The organism is Pseudomonas sp. NPDC090752 (assembly GCF_055584805.1).
Map to the genome: position 1 here is coordinate 174,422 of NZ_JBVJLI010000005.1, position 19,105 is coordinate 193,526.

Annotated in this window: 12 protein-coding genes; 4 read left to right on the forward strand and 8 right to left on the reverse strand. The window is 61.8% G+C overall.

Annotation, left to right across the window (positions count from 1 at the left end; all coding sequences use genetic code 11):
* Window positions 1–17 precede the first annotated feature (17 nt).
* The 6 genes from ACZ6YA_RS09540 to putP all read right to left on the reverse strand — a co-directional run bounded on the left by ACZ6YA_RS09540 (window position 18) and on the right by putP (window position 7,871).
* Window positions 18–1,421, reverse strand: a complete 1,404-nt coding sequence (locus tag ACZ6YA_RS09540) for a PIG-L deacetylase family protein (RefSeq protein ID WP_465896843.1) — start codon at window positions 1,419–1,421, stop codon at window positions 18–20.
* Window positions 1,418–2,314: an antimicrobial resistance protein Mig-14 gene (locus ACZ6YA_RS09545; RefSeq protein ID WP_465896938.1), complete on the reverse strand. Its 897-nt coding sequence runs from the start codon at window positions 2,312–2,314 to the stop codon at window positions 1,418–1,420. The genes ACZ6YA_RS09540 and ACZ6YA_RS09545 overlap by 4 nt, the downstream gene beginning before the upstream one ends.
* Window positions 2,314–3,447 carry a glycosyltransferase gene (locus ACZ6YA_RS09550; RefSeq protein WP_465896844.1) on the reverse strand — a complete coding sequence of 378 codons (1,134 nt, stop codon included), beginning with the start codon at window positions 3,445–3,447 and terminating at the stop codon, window positions 2,314–2,316. Before ACZ6YA_RS09550 ends, ACZ6YA_RS09545 begins: the two co-directional genes overlap by 1 nt.
* Window positions 3,431–5,188: a carbamoyltransferase family protein gene (locus ACZ6YA_RS09555; RefSeq protein ID WP_465896845.1), complete on the reverse strand. Its 1,758-nt coding sequence runs from the start codon at window positions 5,186–5,188 to the stop codon at window positions 3,431–3,433. Before ACZ6YA_RS09555 ends, ACZ6YA_RS09550 begins: the two co-directional genes overlap by 17 nt.
* Window positions 5,189–5,385: 197 nt before the next feature.
* Window positions 5,386–6,222 (reverse strand): 23S rRNA (adenine(2030)-N(6))-methyltransferase RlmJ, encoded by an 837-nt coding sequence (locus ACZ6YA_RS09560; protein ID WP_465896846.1) that lies wholly within the window; start codon window positions 6,220–6,222, stop codon window positions 5,386–5,388.
* Window positions 6,223–6,392: 170 nt separating this feature from the next.
* A complete protein-coding gene (gene putP, locus ACZ6YA_RS09565) occupies window positions 6,393–7,871 on the reverse strand; it encodes a sodium/proline symporter PutP (RefSeq protein WP_465896847.1) in 1,479 nt (492 codons plus the stop codon).
* Window positions 7,872–8,228: 357 nt separating this feature from the next.
* On the opposite strand from putP, the gene putA reads away from it, so the two are divergent.
* Window positions 8,229–12,182, forward strand: coding sequence for a trifunctional transcriptional regulator/proline dehydrogenase/L-glutamate gamma-semialdehyde dehydrogenase (putA, locus tag ACZ6YA_RS09570; RefSeq protein ID WP_465896848.1), 3,954 nt, complete (start codon window positions 8,229–8,231; stop codon window positions 12,180–12,182).
* A gap of 150 nt (window positions 12,183–12,332) precedes the next feature.
* On the opposite strand, the gene ACZ6YA_RS09575 is transcribed toward putA, so the two are convergent.
* On the reverse strand, window positions 12,333–12,896 hold the full coding sequence (locus ACZ6YA_RS09575) for a hypothetical protein (RefSeq protein ID WP_465896849.1): 564 nt from the start codon (window positions 12,894–12,896) through the stop codon (window positions 12,333–12,335).
* A 210-nt stretch (window positions 12,897–13,106) separates the two neighbouring features.
* Window positions 13,107–13,535, reverse strand: a complete 429-nt coding sequence (locus ACZ6YA_RS09580) for a hypothetical protein (protein WP_465896850.1) — start codon at window positions 13,533–13,535, stop codon at window positions 13,107–13,109.
* Window positions 13,536–14,449: 914 nt separating this feature from the next.
* Here ACZ6YA_RS09580 and ACZ6YA_RS09585 point away from each other — a divergent pair.
* From ACZ6YA_RS09585 to ACZ6YA_RS09595, 3 genes are read left to right on the forward strand one after another with little or no spacing between them, the layout of a single operon-like run.
* Entirely contained in the window at window positions 14,450–16,252 is a 1,803-nt protein-coding gene (locus ACZ6YA_RS09585) for an acyl-CoA dehydrogenase (RefSeq protein ID WP_465896851.1), read from the forward strand.
* 31 nt (window positions 16,253–16,283) lie between these two features.
* Window positions 16,284–17,726: a TldD/PmbA family protein gene (locus ACZ6YA_RS09590; protein WP_465896852.1), complete on the forward strand. Its 1,443-nt coding sequence runs from the start codon at window positions 16,284–16,286 to the stop codon at window positions 17,724–17,726.
* The gene (locus ACZ6YA_RS09595) at window positions 17,726–19,045 is read left to right on the forward strand and encodes a TldD/PmbA family protein (protein WP_465896853.1); all 1,320 of its coding nucleotides are present in this window, start codon (window positions 17,726–17,728) and stop codon (window positions 19,043–19,045) included. The genes ACZ6YA_RS09590 and ACZ6YA_RS09595 overlap by 1 nt, the downstream gene beginning before the upstream one ends.
* The last annotated feature ends 60 nt before the right edge of the window (window positions 19,046–19,105 follow it).

Genomic DNA, 19,105 nt, shown 5'->3' on the forward strand with positions numbered 1-19,105 from the left:
TCAACCATGGGCGTTATCTAGAGTTCACGGCGCCAGAACAGTTCGTGCCGGCGCACAGCCTTGCGGAAGAACTCGTTCTCCCCATAGGGCGACGGCCGACGAGCAGCCAGCCAGCGCTGCAACAGTCGACGCAAGCGGCGCTTGAACGGCGCAGGCGGTTGCAGGTCGTGCATCATGCCCAGGGCCATGGCCTTGTCCTGCTGGGTTGGCAGATCCAGTACCAGGCTGCACGGTGCCCACGCCTGATCGGCACTCAGTTGCGGCGGCAGAGCGACACCCTCGCCGCTGTCGCCCATCGGCCAGCGGTCGTTGTCATGCAGGTGGTTGGCGTAGCACAGCAGTGTTTGCGGCTGCCAATCCAGGCCCTGCAGGGCCTCCAGCACTGCAGCCTGAGCACAGATATGGTCGGGGTGCGGGTCGAGCTGCGGGTGCGGCATGACCAGTACGTCAGGCTTGGCCATTACCAGCAAGGCGCGCAGGTCGGCCAGCAGGTTGTGCCAGGTCGGCGCACCATCGTCGTCCGCCGGCAGTGGGAACGGGTTGAAGCGGCGGAACAGGCGGATGTCGGCCATGTCGGCTTCACGAGAGGCGGCCGGCTTATCCGGCGCGGCCTGCATAGCAGGCAGTTGCAGGCAGAAATAACCCAGCTGCACGCAACGCGATTGCGCAACACCGGCCCAGCGCGGCACGGCAATGCTGTCCCAGGCGCGCAGACGGCCTTTCAAGCGTGCCGCCTCGGCCCTGCCGAGGCCCATTTGTTGATAATGCTCAGCTTCGATTTCACCTGCGGTCAGGGTGACTACCCAGGTTTCGTCGGCCCGGCTGTACAGGCCATAGGCAGCCAGTTCGGCATCATCGGCATGGGGCGCGATGACCATCACGCGACGATGCTGCAGGTCGACGCCAGGGGTTATCCACAAGCGCGGTTCGCCCTTCACCCTGCAGTGACTACCGCGTACACGCAGTGTTCCGGCCTCCAGCGGCGCAGCCAGCCCAGTCAGGTTGAGAAAGCGAACCCCATCGGCACCACGCTCGAACGTTTGCCGGTCAATGAGCCCATCGGTATGCAATTCGACACAGGGGTCGAGAAAACGCCCCAGCCATCCGCTTTTCACGCCTATTTCGAGGATCAGGGTTTCATCCCCCTGCAATGCCGTATCGACCTTCAGCAAGCCGTCACGCAAGCTGACCGGCGAGCTGCGGGTCTGTTCGCCGAAGTTGTAGACGTAGTCTTCGCCCGGCGCGTAGAACAGATGATCGGCGAACCAGGCTTCGTGGGCAGCCCAGCACAGTGGCAAGAGCAACAGCGGCAGCCACCAACCAATGAATACGCCAAGGGCAACCAGCGCCACCAGCCCGACAAGCAGGCCCATGCGCTTGTTGCGCCGATGGCGCTTGAGCAACTGCTGCTTGCGACTCACGCCTGGAACACCGGCACAGGGTTGCACCAGCGGTCCTTGTACTCACGGTCGGCACGGCCGAACGAGAAGCGCAGGGGTTTGTTACGCGCGCGGGCGTCTTCCCAGGCGGCCTGGGTGTTAAGGAAGCTCAGTACGCTGCCGGGGCTGAAGGCCTTGGTATCCGGGTCGACGCCGCCGTTGACGTACTCGACACTGATCCACTCCGGCGCTTCCACCCGATAGACCAGCTGGATGGCGATGGGCTTGTCATCGAGCAACAGCACCGAGCCGATCAGCAGCTCACGCAAGCGCTCCAGCACATCGGCCATGTGCTCGGCACCCGTAGCGGGGAAGCCCCAGCGGCGCTGGAACAGGTCCCGGTACATGGCGGATATTTCGACTGCGCTGAAGTCACTGATCGGGCGCACGATGCCGCCCGCCTCTTCCAGCAGACGCAACTCGCGGCGCTGGTTGTAGCGAAACTTCTTCGACAGGTCTTCAGGGGTGCGGGCCATGGCCAGCTGTTCTTTCTGTGGCTTGAGGCCGCTGAAGCGCCCCTGGTTCAGTTCCGACACGTAGCGCGCGGCATGGCGCAACGGCGCCGCCGCATCGGCGGCGGCAGGCAGGATGATCTCGGCATTGCCCAGGTCGAACAGGCCTTTCTTGCCGGCACGTTTGAGCACGTCTTTAGACAGTGCCAGGTGGCGGCCCCAGGTCGGCACCGCGGCCTTCAACTCACCGGCTTGATGCCAGCCCAGGTAGCGCACGGGAATTTGCGCCAGGTCGGCGAGCTGCTCGATCACCCGCGGATGCGTGGCGACACTGCCACCGAATCGCGCCCACGCCTCGGCATAAGCCGCTGCATCGATGACCTGCCAGCCACGCTCACGGAAGGCCTGGATGTGATTGAGGATCATGCCGGCTTCACCTGCAGTGCCCGCACCTGCGGCAGTTGCCAGAATGCTTGGCGCACCGCCTGGTCGGAGAAACGCTCCTGCAGCCGCTGCAGCATGAGCACGGCACAAGCTTCGCGTTGCTGGGCGTCCAGCAGCGACATATGCTTCAGGCCCTGGGCCAGCTGCGCTGCATCACCGAGCGGGAACAGCACGCCGACACCCTCGACCACTTCGCGGGCACCGCCGCAAGCGGTAGCCAGCACAGGCACCCCGGCCACCATCGCTTCGAGCAGGACCATGCCGAACGGCTCGTGATCAGAGCTCAGGGCAAACACATCGAAGGCGTGGAAATAGCGACGAGCATCCGGTACCTGACCCAGGAAGTCGACCTGGCCAGCAATGCCCAGCTCTGCGGCCAAGGCCTTGAGCGTGTCTTCCAGACGCCCCTTGCCGAGGATCGCCAGACGAGCGCCGGCAGGCAGCCCCGGTAATGCTTCGGCAAAACCGCGCAGCAAGGTAGCCTGATCCTTGTCCGGGTGCAGGCGGCCGACATTGCCGACGACCCACGCCTGCGCATCCAGGCCCAGGGCCTGACGCGCTTCGGCACGCGGCACCAATGCCGCTTGCAAGGCTTGGATATCGATACGGTTGTACAGCGTCTGGATGCGCTCGGCCGGCCATTGCGGCAGGCAACGGCGCATGTCGTCACGCACCGCGTCCGACACACCGAGCAGGCTCAAACGCTTGCCGAACAGGTTGGCGAACAGCCGCCGCCCCTTGCGCTGATAGTCGCCAAAGGCATGGTGCACGCCGATTACCGGCAAGCCGGTGGCCAACAAGGCCACATAAATCGGCTTGAAACGGTGCGCGATGCAGAAACTGAAATTGCGCTCGGCGGCAATCCGGCGCAGGGCACGGATGGCGCCAAGCTTCAGGCCGCGCACGGCCTTGGAGCTGAATTCGAGAAACAGCACCTCGTCCGACGCGCAGCCGGCCGCAACTTGCGGGTCGGCGGCACCGGTGAGGAATACCGTGGTGACCTTGTAGCCACTGCCCTGAAACAGGCTGGCGTACTGACGGGCGCAGTCGAGAAACGGCCCGTCATAGCCATGGCAGAACTGCAGGATACGCGGTTCAGAGCGGCTGGTCATACGCGGCTGCGCCGTCCTTCACCACCAGAATGTCTTCCATGATCAGGTACTGCAGGTCCGAGCCGAAGAACATGTTCAGGGCATCGGTCGGCGAGCAGATCATCGGCTCGCCACGGCGGTTCAGCGAAGTGTTCAGCGACACACCGTTGCCAGTCAGGTCTTCCAGCGCCTTCATCATGTCGTAGTAGCGCGGGTTGTATTCGCGCTTGAGCACCTGGGCACGCGAGGTACCATCCTCGTGCACCACTTCCGGTACGCGGGTCTTCCACTCTTCTGCCACTTCGAAGGTGAAGGTCATGAACGGCGCCGGGTGGTCGACCTTGATCATCTGCGGTGCGACAGTGTCGAGCATCGACGGGCAGAAGGGTCTCCAGCGTTCGCGGAACTTGATCTGATGGTTGATGCGGTCAGCCACGCCTTCGACGCTCGGGCAGCCGATGATCGAACGACCACCGAGCGCGCGCGGGCCGAACTCCATGCGACCCTGGAACCAGGCCACCGGGTTGCCATCGACCATGATCTGGGCGATCTGTTGCGGCATGTTGTCGAGCTTGCGCCACTTCGGCTGATCCGGGTGACGCGCACAGGCAGCGATCACGTCTTCGTTGGAATACGACGGGCCGAGGTAGACGTGTTCCATCTTCTCGACCGGCACGCCACGGGCATGAGAAACATACGCGGCAGCGCCGACCGCGGTGCCGGCATCGCCGGAGGCCGGCTGGACGAACAGCTCTTTCACGTCGGAGCGGGCGATGATCTTTTGGTTGAGTTTGACGTTCAGCGCGCAGCCGCCGGCGAAGGCCAGCTTGCCGGTTTCACGCAGGGTATCGCCCAGATAATGGTCGATCATCTGCAGGGCCAGCTTCTCGAACAGCGCCTGCATGCTGGCCGCATAGTGGATGTATGGCTCGTCGGCGATGTCGCCTTCGCGCTTGGGGCCCAGCCATTCGATCAGCTTCGGCGAGAAGTAGAAGCCCTTGCCCTTCTCTTTATAGCGGCGCAGGCCGATGACGTTGGCGTATTCGGTGTTGATCACCAGTTCGCCGTTTTCGAAGCTGGCCAGGCGCGAGAAGTCGTATTTGCTGGCGTCGCCGTAGGGCGCCATGCCCATGACTTTAAACTCGCCGTCGAGCATTTCGAAGCCGAGGAACTCGGTGATCGCGCCATAGAGGCCGCCCAGCGAGTCCGGATCGAAAAATTCCTTGATCTTGTGGATCTTGCCGTTCTCGCCGTAGCCGAAGAAGGTGGTGGCGTATTCACCCTTGCCGTCGATGCCAAGGATCGCGGTCTTCTCTTTGAAGCCCGAGCAGTGGTAGGCGCTGGACGCGTGGGCCAGGTGGTGCTCGACTGGCTCGATCTTGACCTTTTTCGGGTCGAAGCCCAGTTGCTCCAGGCACCAGACGATCTTCTTGCGGTAGCGCTTGTAGCGCCGGTTACCCATCAGGATCGCGTCGAGGGCGCGGTCCGGGGCGTACCAGTAACGCTTGGCATAGTGCCAGCGGGCCTTGCCGAACAGGCTGATCGGGGCGAACGGGATGGCGACCACGTCGACGTCGGACGGCTTGATGCCAGCCTGTTCCAGGCAGAACTTCGCCGACTCGTAGGGCATGCGGTTCTTCGCATGCTTGTCACGCACGAAGCGCTCTTCTTCGGCGGCGGCAATCAGCTTGCCGTCGATGTACAGAGCCGCGGAAGGGTCATGGCTAAGGGCGCCGGACAGGCCAAGAATCGTCAATGCCAAGGGTTTAGCCTCTTCATTCGGTAGAGATGCGCCAGCGGCCTCGTGGGCGGGTGGCGGCTAAAAGGCGGGATTATAACGCAAACAACAAAAGAGACACTGCATTAACCTGTAGGAGCGGGCTTGCCCCGCGAACACCGGCAAAGCCGGTGCCATGCACCGTGGCGCCTGCTTCGCGGGGCAAGCCCGCTCCCACAAGCTTATTCAGCGATCAGCCAGTCCATCCGGTAGCTGCCGGCAGTCTGCGCCAGCTCTTTGGCCAGCCAGGGCAGCAGCTCCTTGAGTTCGTCCTCAAGGCCCCACGGCGGGTTGGCGATGGCCAGACCGGAGCCGTTCAAGCCCTGCGGGCTGTCCTGGTGGTGCACATACAACTCGACCCGCAACAACTTCGGCGCGCCAGTGCTGGTCAAGTCCTGGTAGAAACGGGTCAGCGAACGCTGATCCTTGATCGGGTACCAGATGGCGGCAACAGTCTGGCGCATGCGGCCGATCGCCTCTTTCAACGAGGTTGTGCAGCGCTTGAGCTCATCGGCCTGCTCGAACGGCGGGTCAATGAGCATGATCGCGCGTTTTTCCGGCACCGGTAGCAGCGCGCGCGGTACATGCCAGCCCTCGCCCAGGTGCACGACCACCCGCGGGTCTTTCTTCATGTTCTCTTTGAGCAGCGGGCCATCTTCAGGGTGCTTCTCGTTGAGCAAGGCACGGTCTTGCTGACGCATCAATCGGCGCGCTAGTTCAGGTGACCCGGGGTAGTAACGCAACTCGCCATCGGCGTTGAGGCGCTTGATGACGCGCAGGTAGTCGCCAGCCATGGCCGGCAGGTCATCGCGATTCCACAGGCGCGCGACACCTTCGAGGTATTCACCGGTACGAGTCGCCTGATCGCCCTGCAGGTCGTACAGACCAAGGCCGGCGTGGGTATCGATATAGGCGAACGGCTGCTCCTTGCGCGACATCAGGGCGATGAGGCGGGTCAGCACGATGTGTTTGAGGACGTCGGCGTGGTTGCCGGCGTGGAAGGCGTGACGATAGTTCATGGCAACTCCTGCGAAGCCGGCAAGTTTACCTTGCCTTGCGGGCGGAGTCAGGCCCGGACTGCTGATCGGTGGCGCCTGATTCGCGGGGCAAGCCCGCTCCCACAAATTCTTCACCGAACTTGTGGGAGCGGGCTTGCCCCGCGAATCAGGCGCCGCCGATTCAGCGGGTATTACTTGTCAGCATGGTACGCCGCATCAGCAGTTTCAAAGCGCGAAACCATACTGTTCGACGGGCTGCCCAGCTTGCTCACCACAAAGATGGCGATGCTGGCGAGCAGGAAGCCCGGGATGATTTCGTACAGGCCCCAGGTATCGATCTGCTTCCACACGATAACGGTCACTGCACCGACCACGATACCGGCCAGCGCGCCGTTACGGGTCATGCCTTTCCACAGCACCGAAATCAGCACCACCGGACCGAAGGCAGCACCGAAGCCGGCCCAGGCGTAAGCCACCAGGCCCAGCACACGGTTTTCCGGGTTGGCGGCCATGGCGATCGCGATCAGCGCAACAGCCAGTACCATCAGGCGGCCGACCCACACCAGCTCGAGCTGCGAAGCGTTCTTGCGCAGGAAGGACTTGTAGAAGTCTTCGGTCAGGGCGCTGGAGCAGACCAGCAACTGGCAGCTCAGCGTACTCATCACCGCCGCCAGAATAGCCGACAGCAGCACACCGGCAATCCACGGGTTGAACAGGATCTTCGCCAGCTCGATGAACACACGCTCGTGGTTCTCGGTAACCGGCCCCGCCAGGTCAGGATTTGCCGAGAAGTAGGCGATACCGAAGAAGCCCACGGCGCAAGTACCGGCCAGGCACAGAATCATCCAGGTCATCGAAATGCGACGGGCATTGGCGATCGACTTGACCGAATCGGCGGCCATGAAACGCGCCAGGATGTGCGGTTGGCCGAAGTAGCCCAAGCCCCAGCCCATCAGCGAGATGATGCCGATGAAGGTCGCCCCTTTGAGCATGTCGAAGTTGGCCGGGTTGACGGCCTCGATCGCAGCGAAGGTGGTGTCGAAGCCACCCGTGGAAATCAGCACAATGACTGGGGTGAGGATCAGCGCGAAAATCATCAGCGAGGCCTGCACGGTATCGGTCCAGCTCACCGCCAGGAAACCTCCCACGAAGGTGTAGGCGATAGTCGCGGCAGCACCGGCCCACAGCGCCGTCTCATACGGCATGCCGAACGTACTTTCGAACAGGCGCGCACCGGCGACGATGCCGGAAGCACAGTAGATGGTGAAGAACACCAGGATGACGATGGCCGAGATGATGCGCAGCAGCCCGCTGTTATCTTCGAAACGGCTGGAGAAGTAATCCGGCAGGGTCAGTGCATCGCCGTTGTGCTCGGTCTGCACGCGCAGACGGCCGGCAACGAACAGCCAGTTGAGGTAGGCACCGACAGTCAGGCCGATGGCGATCCAGGCTTCGGACAGACCGGAGAAGTAGATAGCGCCCGGTAGCCCCATCAGCAACCAGCCGCTCATGTCGGAGGCCCCTGCGGAAAGCGCGGTGACCACACTACCTAGGCTGCGACCGCCAAGGATGTAGTCGGAAAGGTTGTTGGTGGCGCGATAAGCGGCGAAGCCGATCAGTACCATTGCCGCGATGTAGACCACGAAAGTGATCGTTAGTGGATTGCCCATGCGTGTGCCCTGGCGTTTGTTTTTATCTCATGCACAACCGCAGCAAGACGGTTGCACCCAGGCGGCGAATCCTATGCAACAACGTAAAGCGGGTGCAACCATTTTTCATTTGCAAGTTGCACCCGCCCATGCAAATTCGGATAGAGCCGCTTTTTTGCTCCAATTTGGAGCAAAAACACTATTTTTCAGAACGAAATGCACCGAAAACAGCCTTTTTTATCTTGGGGATATTTCCGTCAGACGAGTTGCACCTTTTCCACGAAAAATTCGGGTTGCACCTGGTTGCACCCGAAATGTCCTACAAGATACTCTTGGCGTCAGCTTAGGCCACAACCGTGGCAATAACGAGGATAAGAAATGGCGACGACCACCCTTGGGGTCAAACTCGATGACCCGACCCGTGAGCGACTCAAAGCAGCTGCGCAGTCCATAGACCGCACGCCGCATTGGTTGATCAAGCAAGCGATCTTCAATTACCTGGAGAAGCTCGAGGGTGGTGCCACCCTGACCGAACTCAACGGTCATTCAAGCAACACGGCCGAAGATGCCGGCGAAGTCCAAGCGGATCACGCTCATCAGTGCTTCCTGGAGTTCGCTGAAAGCATCCTGCCGCAGTCGGTGCTGCGTTCCGCCATTACTGCCGCCTATCGTCGCCCTGAGCAGGAAGTCATTCCGATGCTGCTGGAGCAGGCGCGCCTGAGCGCACCGCTGGCCGAGGCGACCAACAAACTGGCCGCCGGCATCGCCGAAAAGCTGCGCAACCAGAAAAGTGCAGGCGGGCGCGCCGGCATCGTTCAGGGCCTGTTGCAGGAATTTTCCCTGTCGTCGCAGGAAGGCGTGGCCCTGATGTGCCTGGCCGAAGCCCTGCTGCGCATCCCCGACAAGGGCACCCGTGACGCGCTGATCCGCGACAAGATCAGCACCGGCAACTGGCAGCCGCACCTGGGCAACAGCCCGTCGCTGTTCGTCAACGCCGCCACCTGGGGCCTGCTACTGACCGGCAAGCTGGTCTCCACCCACAACGAATCCGGCCTGACCTCTTCGCTCACCCGCATCATTGGCAAGAGCGGCGAGCCGATGATCCGCAAGGGCGTCGACATGGCCATGCGCCTGATGGGCGAACAGTTCGTCACCGGCGAAACCATCGCCGAAGCGCTGGCCAACGCCAGCCGTTTCGAATCCAAGGGCTTCCGTTATTCCTACGACATGCTCGGCGAAGCCGCATTGACCGAGCATGACGCACAGAAATACCTGGCTTCCTACGAGCAAGCTATCCACTCGATCGGCAAGGCCTCGCATGGCCGCGGCATTTATGAAGGCCCGGGCATCTCGATCAAGCTGTCGGCCCTGCACCCACGCTACAGCCGCGCCCAGTATGAGCGTGTGATGGAAGAGCTGTACCCGCGCCTGCTGTCGCTGACCTTGCTGGCCAAGCAATACGACATTGGCCTGAACATCGACGCCGAAGAAGCCGACCGCCTGGAGCTGTCGCTCGACCTGCTCGAGCGCCTGTGCTTCGAGCCGTCCCTGGCCGGCTGGAACGGTATCGGCTTCGTCATCCAGGCCTACCAGAAGCGCTGCCCGTATGTGATCGACTACGTCATCGACCTGGCCAAGCGCAGCCGCCACCGCCTGATGATCCGCCTGGTCAAGGGCGCCTACTGGGACAGCGAGATCAAGCGCGCCCAGGTCGAGGGCCTGGAAGGCTACCCGGTGTACACCCGCAAGGTGTACACCGACGTTTCTTACGTCGCCTGCGCACGCAAGCTGCTGGCGGTGCCGGAAGCCATCTACCCGCAATTCGCCACCCACAACGCCCACACCCTGTCGGCCATCTACCACATTGCCGGCCAGAACTATTACCCGGGCCAGTACGAGTTCCAGTGCCTGCACGGCATGGGTGAGCCGCTGTACGAACAGGTTGTAGGCAAGGTCTCGGAAGGCAAGCTGAACCGACCGTGCCGTGTTTACGCACCTGTCGGCACCCACGAAACCCTGCTGGCTTACCTGGTCCGTCGCTTGTTGGAAAACGGCGCCAACACCTCGTTCGTCAACCGCATCGCCGACCATTCCATTTCCATCCAGGAACTGGTCGCCGACCCGGTGGCCAGCATCGAGCGCATGGGCACCCAGGAAGGCAGCCTCGGCCTGCCACACCCGCGTATCCCGCTGCCGCGTGATCTGTATGGCAGCGAGCGGGCCAACTCGGCCGGCATCGACATGGCCAACGAACACCGCCTGGCGTCGCTGTCCTGCGCCATGCTGGCCACCGCGCACAACGACTGGAAAGCAACCCCGCTGCTGGCCTGCGCCGCCAGCGAATCGGCCGCCCAACCCGTGTTGAACCCGGCAGACCACCGCGACGTGGTCGGCCATGTGCAGGAAGCCACGGTCGGTGATGTCGACAACGCCATCCAGTGCGCCATCAACGCCGCACCGATCTGGCAGGCCACCCCGCCGGCCGAACGCGCCGCCATTCTGGAACGCACCGCCGACCTGATGGAGGCTGAGATCCAGCCGCTGATGGGCCTGTTGGTTCGTGAAGCCGGCAAAACCTTTGCCAACGCCATCGCCGAAGTGCGCGAAGCCGTGGACTTCCTGCGCTACTACGCGGTGCAGGCACGCAACGACTTCAGCAACGACGCCCACCGCCCACTGGGCCCGGTGGTGTGCATCAGCCCGTGGAACTTCCCACTGGCGATCTTCAGCGGCCAGGTGGCTGCCGCGCTGGCAGCCGGTAACCCGGTGCTGGCCAAGCCTGCCGAACAGACCCCGCTGATCGCGGCCCAGGCCGTGCGCCTGCTGCTGGAAGCGGGCATTCCGGAAGGTGTGCTGCAGCTGCTACCTGGCCGCGGCGAAACCGTCGGTGCTGGCCTGGTCGGTGACGAGCGCGTCAAAGGCGTGATGTTCACCGGCTCCACCGAAGTCGCCCGCCTGCTGCAACGCAACGTCGCTGGCCGCCTGGACAACCAGGGCCGGCCAATCCCGCTGATCGCCGAAACCGGTGGCCAGAACGCGATGATCGTCGACTCCTCGGCGCTGACCGAGCAGGTGGTGATAGACGTGGTGTCCTCGGCCTTCGACAGCGCCGGCCAGCGTTGCTCGGCCCTGCGCGTGCTGTGCCTGCAGGAAGACTCTGCCGACCGCGTGATCGAGATGCTCAAGGGTGCCATGGCCGAAAGCCGCCTGGGCAACCCGGACCGCCTGGCCGTGGACATCGGCCCGGTGATCGACGCCGAAGCCAAGGCCGGCATCGAGAAGCACATCCAGGGCATGCGCGAAAAAGGCCGCCCGGTCTATCAGGTCGCCATCGCCGATGCCGCCGAGGTCAAACGCGGCACCTTCGTCATGCCAACCCTGATCGAGCTGGAGAGCTTCGACGAGCTCAAGCGCGAGATCTTCGGCCCGGTGCTGCACGTGGTGCGCTACAACCGCCGCAACCTCGATCAGTTGATCCAGCAGATCAATGACTCCGGCTACGGCCTGACCCTCGGCGTGCACACCCGTATCGACGAGACCATCGCCAAGGTGGTGGAGAACGCCAACGCCGGCAACCTGTACGTCAACCGCAACATCGTCGGTGCAGTGGTCGGCGTGCAGCCGTTCGGTGGTGAAGGCCTGTCCGGCACCGGCCCGAAAGCCGGCGGCCCGCTGTATCTGTACCGCCTGCTGTCGACCCGCCCGGCGGACGCCATTGGCCGACACTTCCAGCACCAGGATGGCGAAGGCAAGCCGGACCGCACCCTGCACGATCAGTTGATCAAACCGCTGCACAGCCTCAAGGCCTGGGCCGAGAGCAACCAGCAGGCCGACCTGGCCGCGCTGTGCAGCCAGTTCGCCAGCCAGTCGCAGAGCGGCATCGCCCGCCTGCTGCCAGGCCCGACCGGCGAGCGCAACAGCTACACCATTCTGCCGCGCGAGCACGTGCTGTGCCTGGCGGATAACGAGGCTGACCTGTTGGCGCAATTCGCTGCAGTGCTGGCGGTTGGCAGCTCTGCTGTGTGGATGGACGGCGAGCCAGGCAAGGCTCTGCGCGGGCGCCTGCCGAAAGAGCTGCAGGCCAAGATCAAGCTGGTGGCCGATTGGAACAAGGATGAAGTGGCGTTCGATGCCGTGATCCACCATGGCGACTCGGACCAGCTGCGTGGCGTTTGCCAGCAGGTGGCCAAGCGGGCCGGGGCGATCGTTGGCGTGCATGGGCTGTCCAGCGGGGATCATCAAATTGCGCTGGAGCGGTTGGTGATCGAGCGGGCGGTCAGCGTGAATACGGCTGCTGCGGGGGGTAATGCCAGCTTGATGACCATTGGCTGAGGCTGAGGGTCGTCGATGAAAAGGAGAGCCTCGGCTCTCCTTTTTTGTGGGCGTATGACTTGATTATTGCAGCGCGGCGGATATCGAGCGCCGCGCGTGCGGCGCTCGGTTTCATGAACACCAGATACGCCAACGTGAGAAAACAACTTTTCACATCATGGATGAAAGTTCGACCAGAGCAAAAAATTGCATTATTCGGAAGGCGGTGCACAATGAAATCCAAAGCCAGTTGGCCCCCGTGAAACGACTATTGCTTGCCCCCACCTCATCACCGGCGCTGAAGTTGATCCCTTTTTGCATCGGGACCAGTATCAGCAGCATAACCAGTTGAAATACAAATCCCGCTATATAAGCGGGCCACAGCTGATCGGCTAGGACGAGGCTGAGTACGATCCACCCCACGCCTAAGCCGTAGTAGCCGAGCGTCAGACCGAGAATGCTCCAGCGATAGGTCAGACCCGAATCGCGAATACGGTCATCAGCCCGTTTCATCAATGGGTGAATGAAGAATATTGCAAAAAACGTTCGCCAGAAGGGACTGACTTCCTCTCCGGTTTTTTCTCTATGCAGCTTCCAACTGCAATAAAAGCAATACAGCCAGTAAAAGCCCATGGTAAGGAATATCATCACGGCAAATTTCGTAGGTGACACCACGAAGAAAGGCGCTTCGCCCTCCGAAACCTTGCCTGTACTGCTATCAAGAACATCAACCATCAGAAGCGCTTCCCTGTGAATACCAAACGCACATTCAAATCGAACAGGCAGTTGAGCCGCAGTAGTCCAACTCCGGCGCGATTTGTGGGAAACGTCTCATAAGGATGGCAGGTGCATACCTTGATGTTAGCCGCGCGGCGGATATCGAGCGCCGCTCGGGCGGCGCTCGGTTTCAAGGCTGGCAAATATGGCTATCTGACCCTCGCGATTTCAACGCCGTTTTTTCCAGAGCCACCAAAGACTCCAAGCTTTAACCCCTTCAGACGCAGCGACAAGGCTCCACCAAATCCAAGTGTTCATATCGGGCAGTAGTAACATCAATGCAAAAGACGGGATTATGAACAAAACGCGAAAAAGCATTTGAATGACAGCCAGATAAATCCCAGAAGTCCTAGTCAAGCAAAGCAATATGCTACTGGCCGCAACGGAGATCTGTGTGATAAGCCCCATCCATATCATGAACTCAAGCCCTCCGCCCCACTGCTCCATATTTGCCAGGGCGGACTCGAGGTCACCCACAAAGGGCGTTACACCTCTACCAAGGGCACTGAACACCACGAAACAAATATAAAACGCATCCATTCCCCCCCAGACCAAGCTGACCAACCGCTCTGATTTCATAAACAAAACCTCTGTCATTTATCCTTTAACTCATACTCTTCGTTTTCGATAACTGGACGCCAATGCCAGGAGGATCCCGACACATCCCAAGCATCATCAGCCTCTACATACACCTGAGTAACTTTACGTTCCATTCCATATCTATGAATTGCCGAAGCAGGTGCAAAACTCCGCTCTTCTGCGTCAAGCGGCACCCACTTCTGAGTGATCGTTCTCGTCGTGTTCGCATAGTCTTCCCTGATGATAAAAAGACTCGCCCCTCATCCCCTCTCGAAGTAAGAAAATTCGCTAAAAACGCAGCACTCGAAGCAAGTTTATTGACATTCATATCTTCTATTTTCCACTTACCCGGCCCGCTCGTCGTCGAGACAGTGTTTATAAACCACTCTCCTTGGTTCCTCCGACTGCAAGCCCCTGCATACCAATTCTCTACGAGATCTATAGGCTTGAAAGGCTCATCTTTTATCAGCATCCATTCACCCGATGCAACTGGCCTGAGCGCCCTGTCAATTTGATCGCCGCTCAGACTAACCGAGCAATACAGGCCGTATTCCCTCAGTAGCTCGGTCACTCCTTCTATCTCTCGCACATAGCTTCTACTTCTCAAGTTACCCCTAACTATCGACACTGAAAAGAATGGATCTGCTACCTTGCTCAGGTCTTCCTTCCTAATACTTGTCCAACGAGCTAACCTTTCCATTGCCAATCCTTCCCTATCAAAGATTGACATTTACATCATTTAGCTAGGAAGCTCTCCATGGGAACTTCTGAAAACGCCGTGGGAAATTTCTCTCAGTGGCGACATGACTTCAACTGCTGCCAGGCCGCAAGGCGTATTGCAGTTTCTAAACTCATATCACTCAAACCTATTAACCTATCCGGCCCATCATCGCCCTCGTACACTCGAAGCATCCCGCCTCAGGACCGCCCCCATGCCCGAGACCCTGCTCAGCCCCCGCAACCTCGCCTTCGAACTCTACGAAGTCCTCGACGCCGAAGCCCTGACCCAACGCCCGCGCTTCGCCGAGCACAGTCGCGAAACCTTCGATGCGGCGCTGGCCACCGCGCGCACCATCGCCGAGAAGTTCTTCGCCCCGCACAACCGCAAGGCCGACGACAACGAGCCGCGTTATGTGGACGGCCGCGCCGAGCTGATTCCCGAGGTCAAACCGGCGGTCGATGCCTTCCTCGAAGCGGGCTTCCTCAATGCCAACCGCGACTTCGATGTCGGCGGCATGCAGTTGCCCAGCCTGGTCTCGCAGGCCTGCTTCGCCCATTTCCAGGCGGCCAACGCCGGCACCACGGCCTACCCGTTCCTGACCATGGGTGCGGCCAACCTGATCGAAAGCTTCGGCAGCGATGAACAGAAACGCCTGTACCTGCAGCCGATGATCGAGGGCCGCTACTTCGGCACCATGGCGCTGACTGAACCCCACGCCGGCTCTTCTCTGGCCGATATCCGCACCCGCGCCGAACCGGCTGGCGATGGCAGTTACCGGATCAAGGGCAATAAGATCTTCATTTCCGGCGGCGACCACGAACTGTCGGACAACATCGTGCACATGGTCCTGGCCAAGCTGCCGGATGCGCCAGCCGGCGTGAAAGGTATTTCGCTGTTCATCGTGCCCAAGTTCCTGGTCAATGAGGACGGCAGCCGTGGCGAGCGCAACGATGTGCTGCTGGCCGGGCTGTTCCACAAGATGGGCTGGCGTGGCACTACCTCCACCGCGTTGAATTTCGGCGACAACGGCCAGTGTGTCGGCTACCTCATCGGCCAGCCGCACCAAGGCCTGGCGTGCATGTTCCAGATGATGAACGAAGCACGTATCGGCGTCGGCATGGGTGCGGTCATGCTGGGTTACGCTGGCTATCTGTATTCCCTGGAATACGCTCGTCAGCGCCCCCAGGGCCGACTGCCGGACAATAAGGATCCACAAAGCGCTGCGGTCCCAATCATCAGCCACACCGACGTCAAACGGATGCTCCTGGCGCAGAAGGCCTACGTGGAAGGTGCCTTCGACCTGGGCCTGTATGCCGCGCGGCTGTTCGACGACACCCACACCGCCGGCGATGAAAACGCCCGCGCACAAGCCCAGCAATTGCTCGACCTGCTGACTCCGATCGTCAAATCCTGGCCATCGACCTTCTGCCTGAAGGCCAACGAACTGGCGATCCAGATCCTCGGTGGCCACGGCTACACCCGCGAGTATCCGGTCGAGCAGTACTACCGCGACAACCGCCTGAACCCGATCCACGAAGGTACCGAGGGCATCCAGTCGCTCGACCTGCTGGGCCGCAAACTGGCACAAAACAAGGGTGCCGGCCTCAAGCTGCTGATCCGCCAGATTGCCAGTACCGCCGAACGCGCCTGCCATCATCCAGGCCTGGACACCCTGCGCCAGCCCCTGGAGCAGTTGGTCAACCGCCTGCAGGCCGTGACCTTGGCTCTACTTGGCGATCTGGCCGAGGGCAAAGTCGCCGGCGCCCTGGCCAACTCCGCCCTGTACCTCAAGGTCTTTGGCCACTGTGTGGTTGGCTGGCGCTGGCTGGAACAGGCGCTGCACGCCGAACTCGGCCTGCTCAAGGGCAATGCCGCAGACCGCGACTTTTACCTGGGGAAATTACAGGCCGCACGTTATTTCCTGACCTGGGAAGTACCTGGCTGCCATAATGACTTGGCATTGCTCGAGGCACGCGACGACACCTGTCTCGGCATGCAAGACGAGTGGTTCTAGGGGGAGCCACCGTGCACGCGGAGGTTTGCCCATGTTCGATTCCAGCGCCCTGTTGCGCCAGCGCTTTGCCGCGCTGCGCAGCACGGCCGAGTTGTTTTCCCTGCGCCATGTAAAACAGTCGCACCAGGCCCTTTCGGTACGGCGCAACGTGGCAGAGCCGCCCTTTTTCAGCCAGGACGAAGGCGCCATGCTCACCGTTCGGGTCAATGGCGTGGAGGCCTACGCGGCCACCGCCGACCTGTCTCAGCAAGGCCTGCAACGCGCGCTGGAACACGCCGAGGCACTGGCCAGGCAAATTTCCAGCTACAGCCTGCTCGACCTGCGCGAACAGCCAGTGACCAGCGCGCGCCACGACCACATCTCGCCCAATTTCGAGCAACCTCTGCCCTCCCTCGCTGACTGCCTTGGCCTGCTCGCCGCTGAATCGGCCAGCGTGCCCAAGGACGAGCGCCTGGTGGACTGGCAGGCCAGCTTGAGCCAGAGCCTGGTCGAGCAGACTTACCTGAATTCCGCTGGTGCCGAACTGCGCCACGCGCAGCGCTTCCTATTCCCCGGCCTTGGCGTGACCGCCAGCGACGGACAGGACAGCCAGAGCCGCAGCCTGGGCCGCGACAACTTCGGCCAGCAGGGCGGCTTCGAAATCATCGAGCGCTGCGGCCTGGTCGGTGCCGCCCGCCGGGTCGCCGACGAAGCGCTGCAGCTGCTGCTGGCGCCGAACACGCCCAGCGGTCAGCGCGATTTGCTGCTGATGCCTGACCAGATGATGCTGCAGATTCACGAGTCCATCGGCCATCCGCTGGAGATGGACCGCATCCTCGGCGACGAGCGCAACTACGCTGGCACCAGCTTCGTCAAAGCCAGCGACTTCGGCCATCTGCAGTACGGCTCGAAGCTGCTCGACGTGACCTTCGACCCGACCATCGGTGAACAACTGGCCAGCTACAGCCACGACGACGACGGCACCCCGGCCAGCAAGCAGTTCCTGATCCGTGACGGCCTGCTGCTGCGCCCGCTGGGCGGCGCCCTGTCGCAGTTCCGCTCGGGCCTGGACGGCGTGGCCAACAGCCGCGCCTGTGGCTGGAACCGCGCCCCGATCGACCGCATGGCCAACCTCAACATCGAGCCGGGTGATCAGTCCCTTGAGCAACTGATCCAGCGCATCGAGCACGGCATCCTGATGCGCACCAACCGCTCCTGGTCCATCGATGACGCGCGCAACAAATTCCAGTTCGGCTGCGAGTGGGGCCAACTGATCGAAAACGGCGAGCTCAAAGGCATCGTCAAGAACCCCAACTACCGGGGCATCTCCGCGCAGTTCTGGCGCAACCTGTCGGCCGTCGGCGACCGCAGCACTTTCCAGGTGCTGGGTACGCCCAACTGCGGCAAGGGTGAACCCAACCAGGTGGTACGGGTCGGGCACGCCTCCCCGGCGTGCGTGTTCCGGCAGATCGACGTTTTCGGAGGTGACGCCTGATGAAACATGCTTTCGAAGCCCTGGTCGGCGTCGTGCGCGACGGCCTGCACCCTGGCGAACAATTTACCCTCGGCTACAGCGCCGAGCGCTCGCAGTTCGTGCGCTTCAACCACGCCAAGGTGCGCCAGGCCGGCGAGGTCAGCCAGGCCAGTGCGCAGCTGCGGCTGATCCGAGACGGGCGACAGGCTGAGCAGCAGGTCACCTTGAGCAGTGATGCGCAGCTGGACAGCCAGCGCCTGCGCGAGGCCCTGGCACAACTGCGCCAGACCTTGCCGCTGCTGGCGGTCGACCCCTACCTGCGCCTGGACGAGAACGCGTGGCACAGCCACAGCCTGCAGGAACAGGCGCTGCCTGAGCTGAGCGAAGTACTGGCGCTGCTCGACGGCGAAGCCGGCGACCTGGACTTGGTCGGCATCTATGCCGCGGGCCCGATTTGCCGGGGGTTCGCCAGTTCGTACGGGGCGTTCGGCTGGCACCAGGCCAACAGCTTCAACTTCGACTGGAGCCTGTTCCACGGCAATGGCCAAGCCGTGAAGGCCAACTATGCCGGCCAAGCGTGGAATGCCGAGGACTTCACTGCACGGCTGCGCCAGGCCCGGGAACAACTGGGCTTCCTCGGTCGACCGGCGATCAGCCTGAAGCCAGGCAGCTACCGTGCCTACCTGGCGCCTGCGGCCATGGACGAAATCGCCGGCATGCTGTGCTGGGGCGGATTCTCCGCGCAGGCCCTGGCCACCGGCAACAGCGCGTTGCAGCGCCTGTACAACGGTGATGTGCAGTTGAGTCCGCTGGTCAGCTTCGCCGAGCAGGTCAGCGGTTCGTTGAGCCCGGCGTTTTCCGATGAGGGCTCGCCGCGCCTGGACGTGCCGCTGATCCACCAAGGCCAGGCCGTGGACAGGCTGGTGAGCGCTCGCAGTGCCGTCGAATTCGAGTTGCTGGCCAATGGTGCCGACAGTTACGAGTCGCCCTGTGCGCTGAGCCTGGCAGCGGGCAACCTGGCCCGTGCCGATATCCTGCAACGGCTCGGTACGGGGCTGTACATCAGCAACCTGTGGTATCTGAACTACTCGGACTTGCCAGCGGCGCGCATGACCGGCCTGACCCGCTTTGCCACCTTCTGGGTGGAGAACGGTGAGATTCAGGGGCCGGTGAATACCATGCGCTTCGATGACAGCCTGTACAGTTTGCTGGGCAGCCAGTTGGAAGACCTGACCCAGGAGCGGGAGATGATTTTGTCGACCAGCACCTATGGGCAACGCAGCACCGGGTCGAGTCATTTGCCGGGGGCGCTGGTCAAAGGGCTGACCCTGACATTGTGAGTGGCCTTGCCGGCCTCTTCGCGGGACAAGCCCGCTCCCACAGGTTCTGCTGCAGACCTT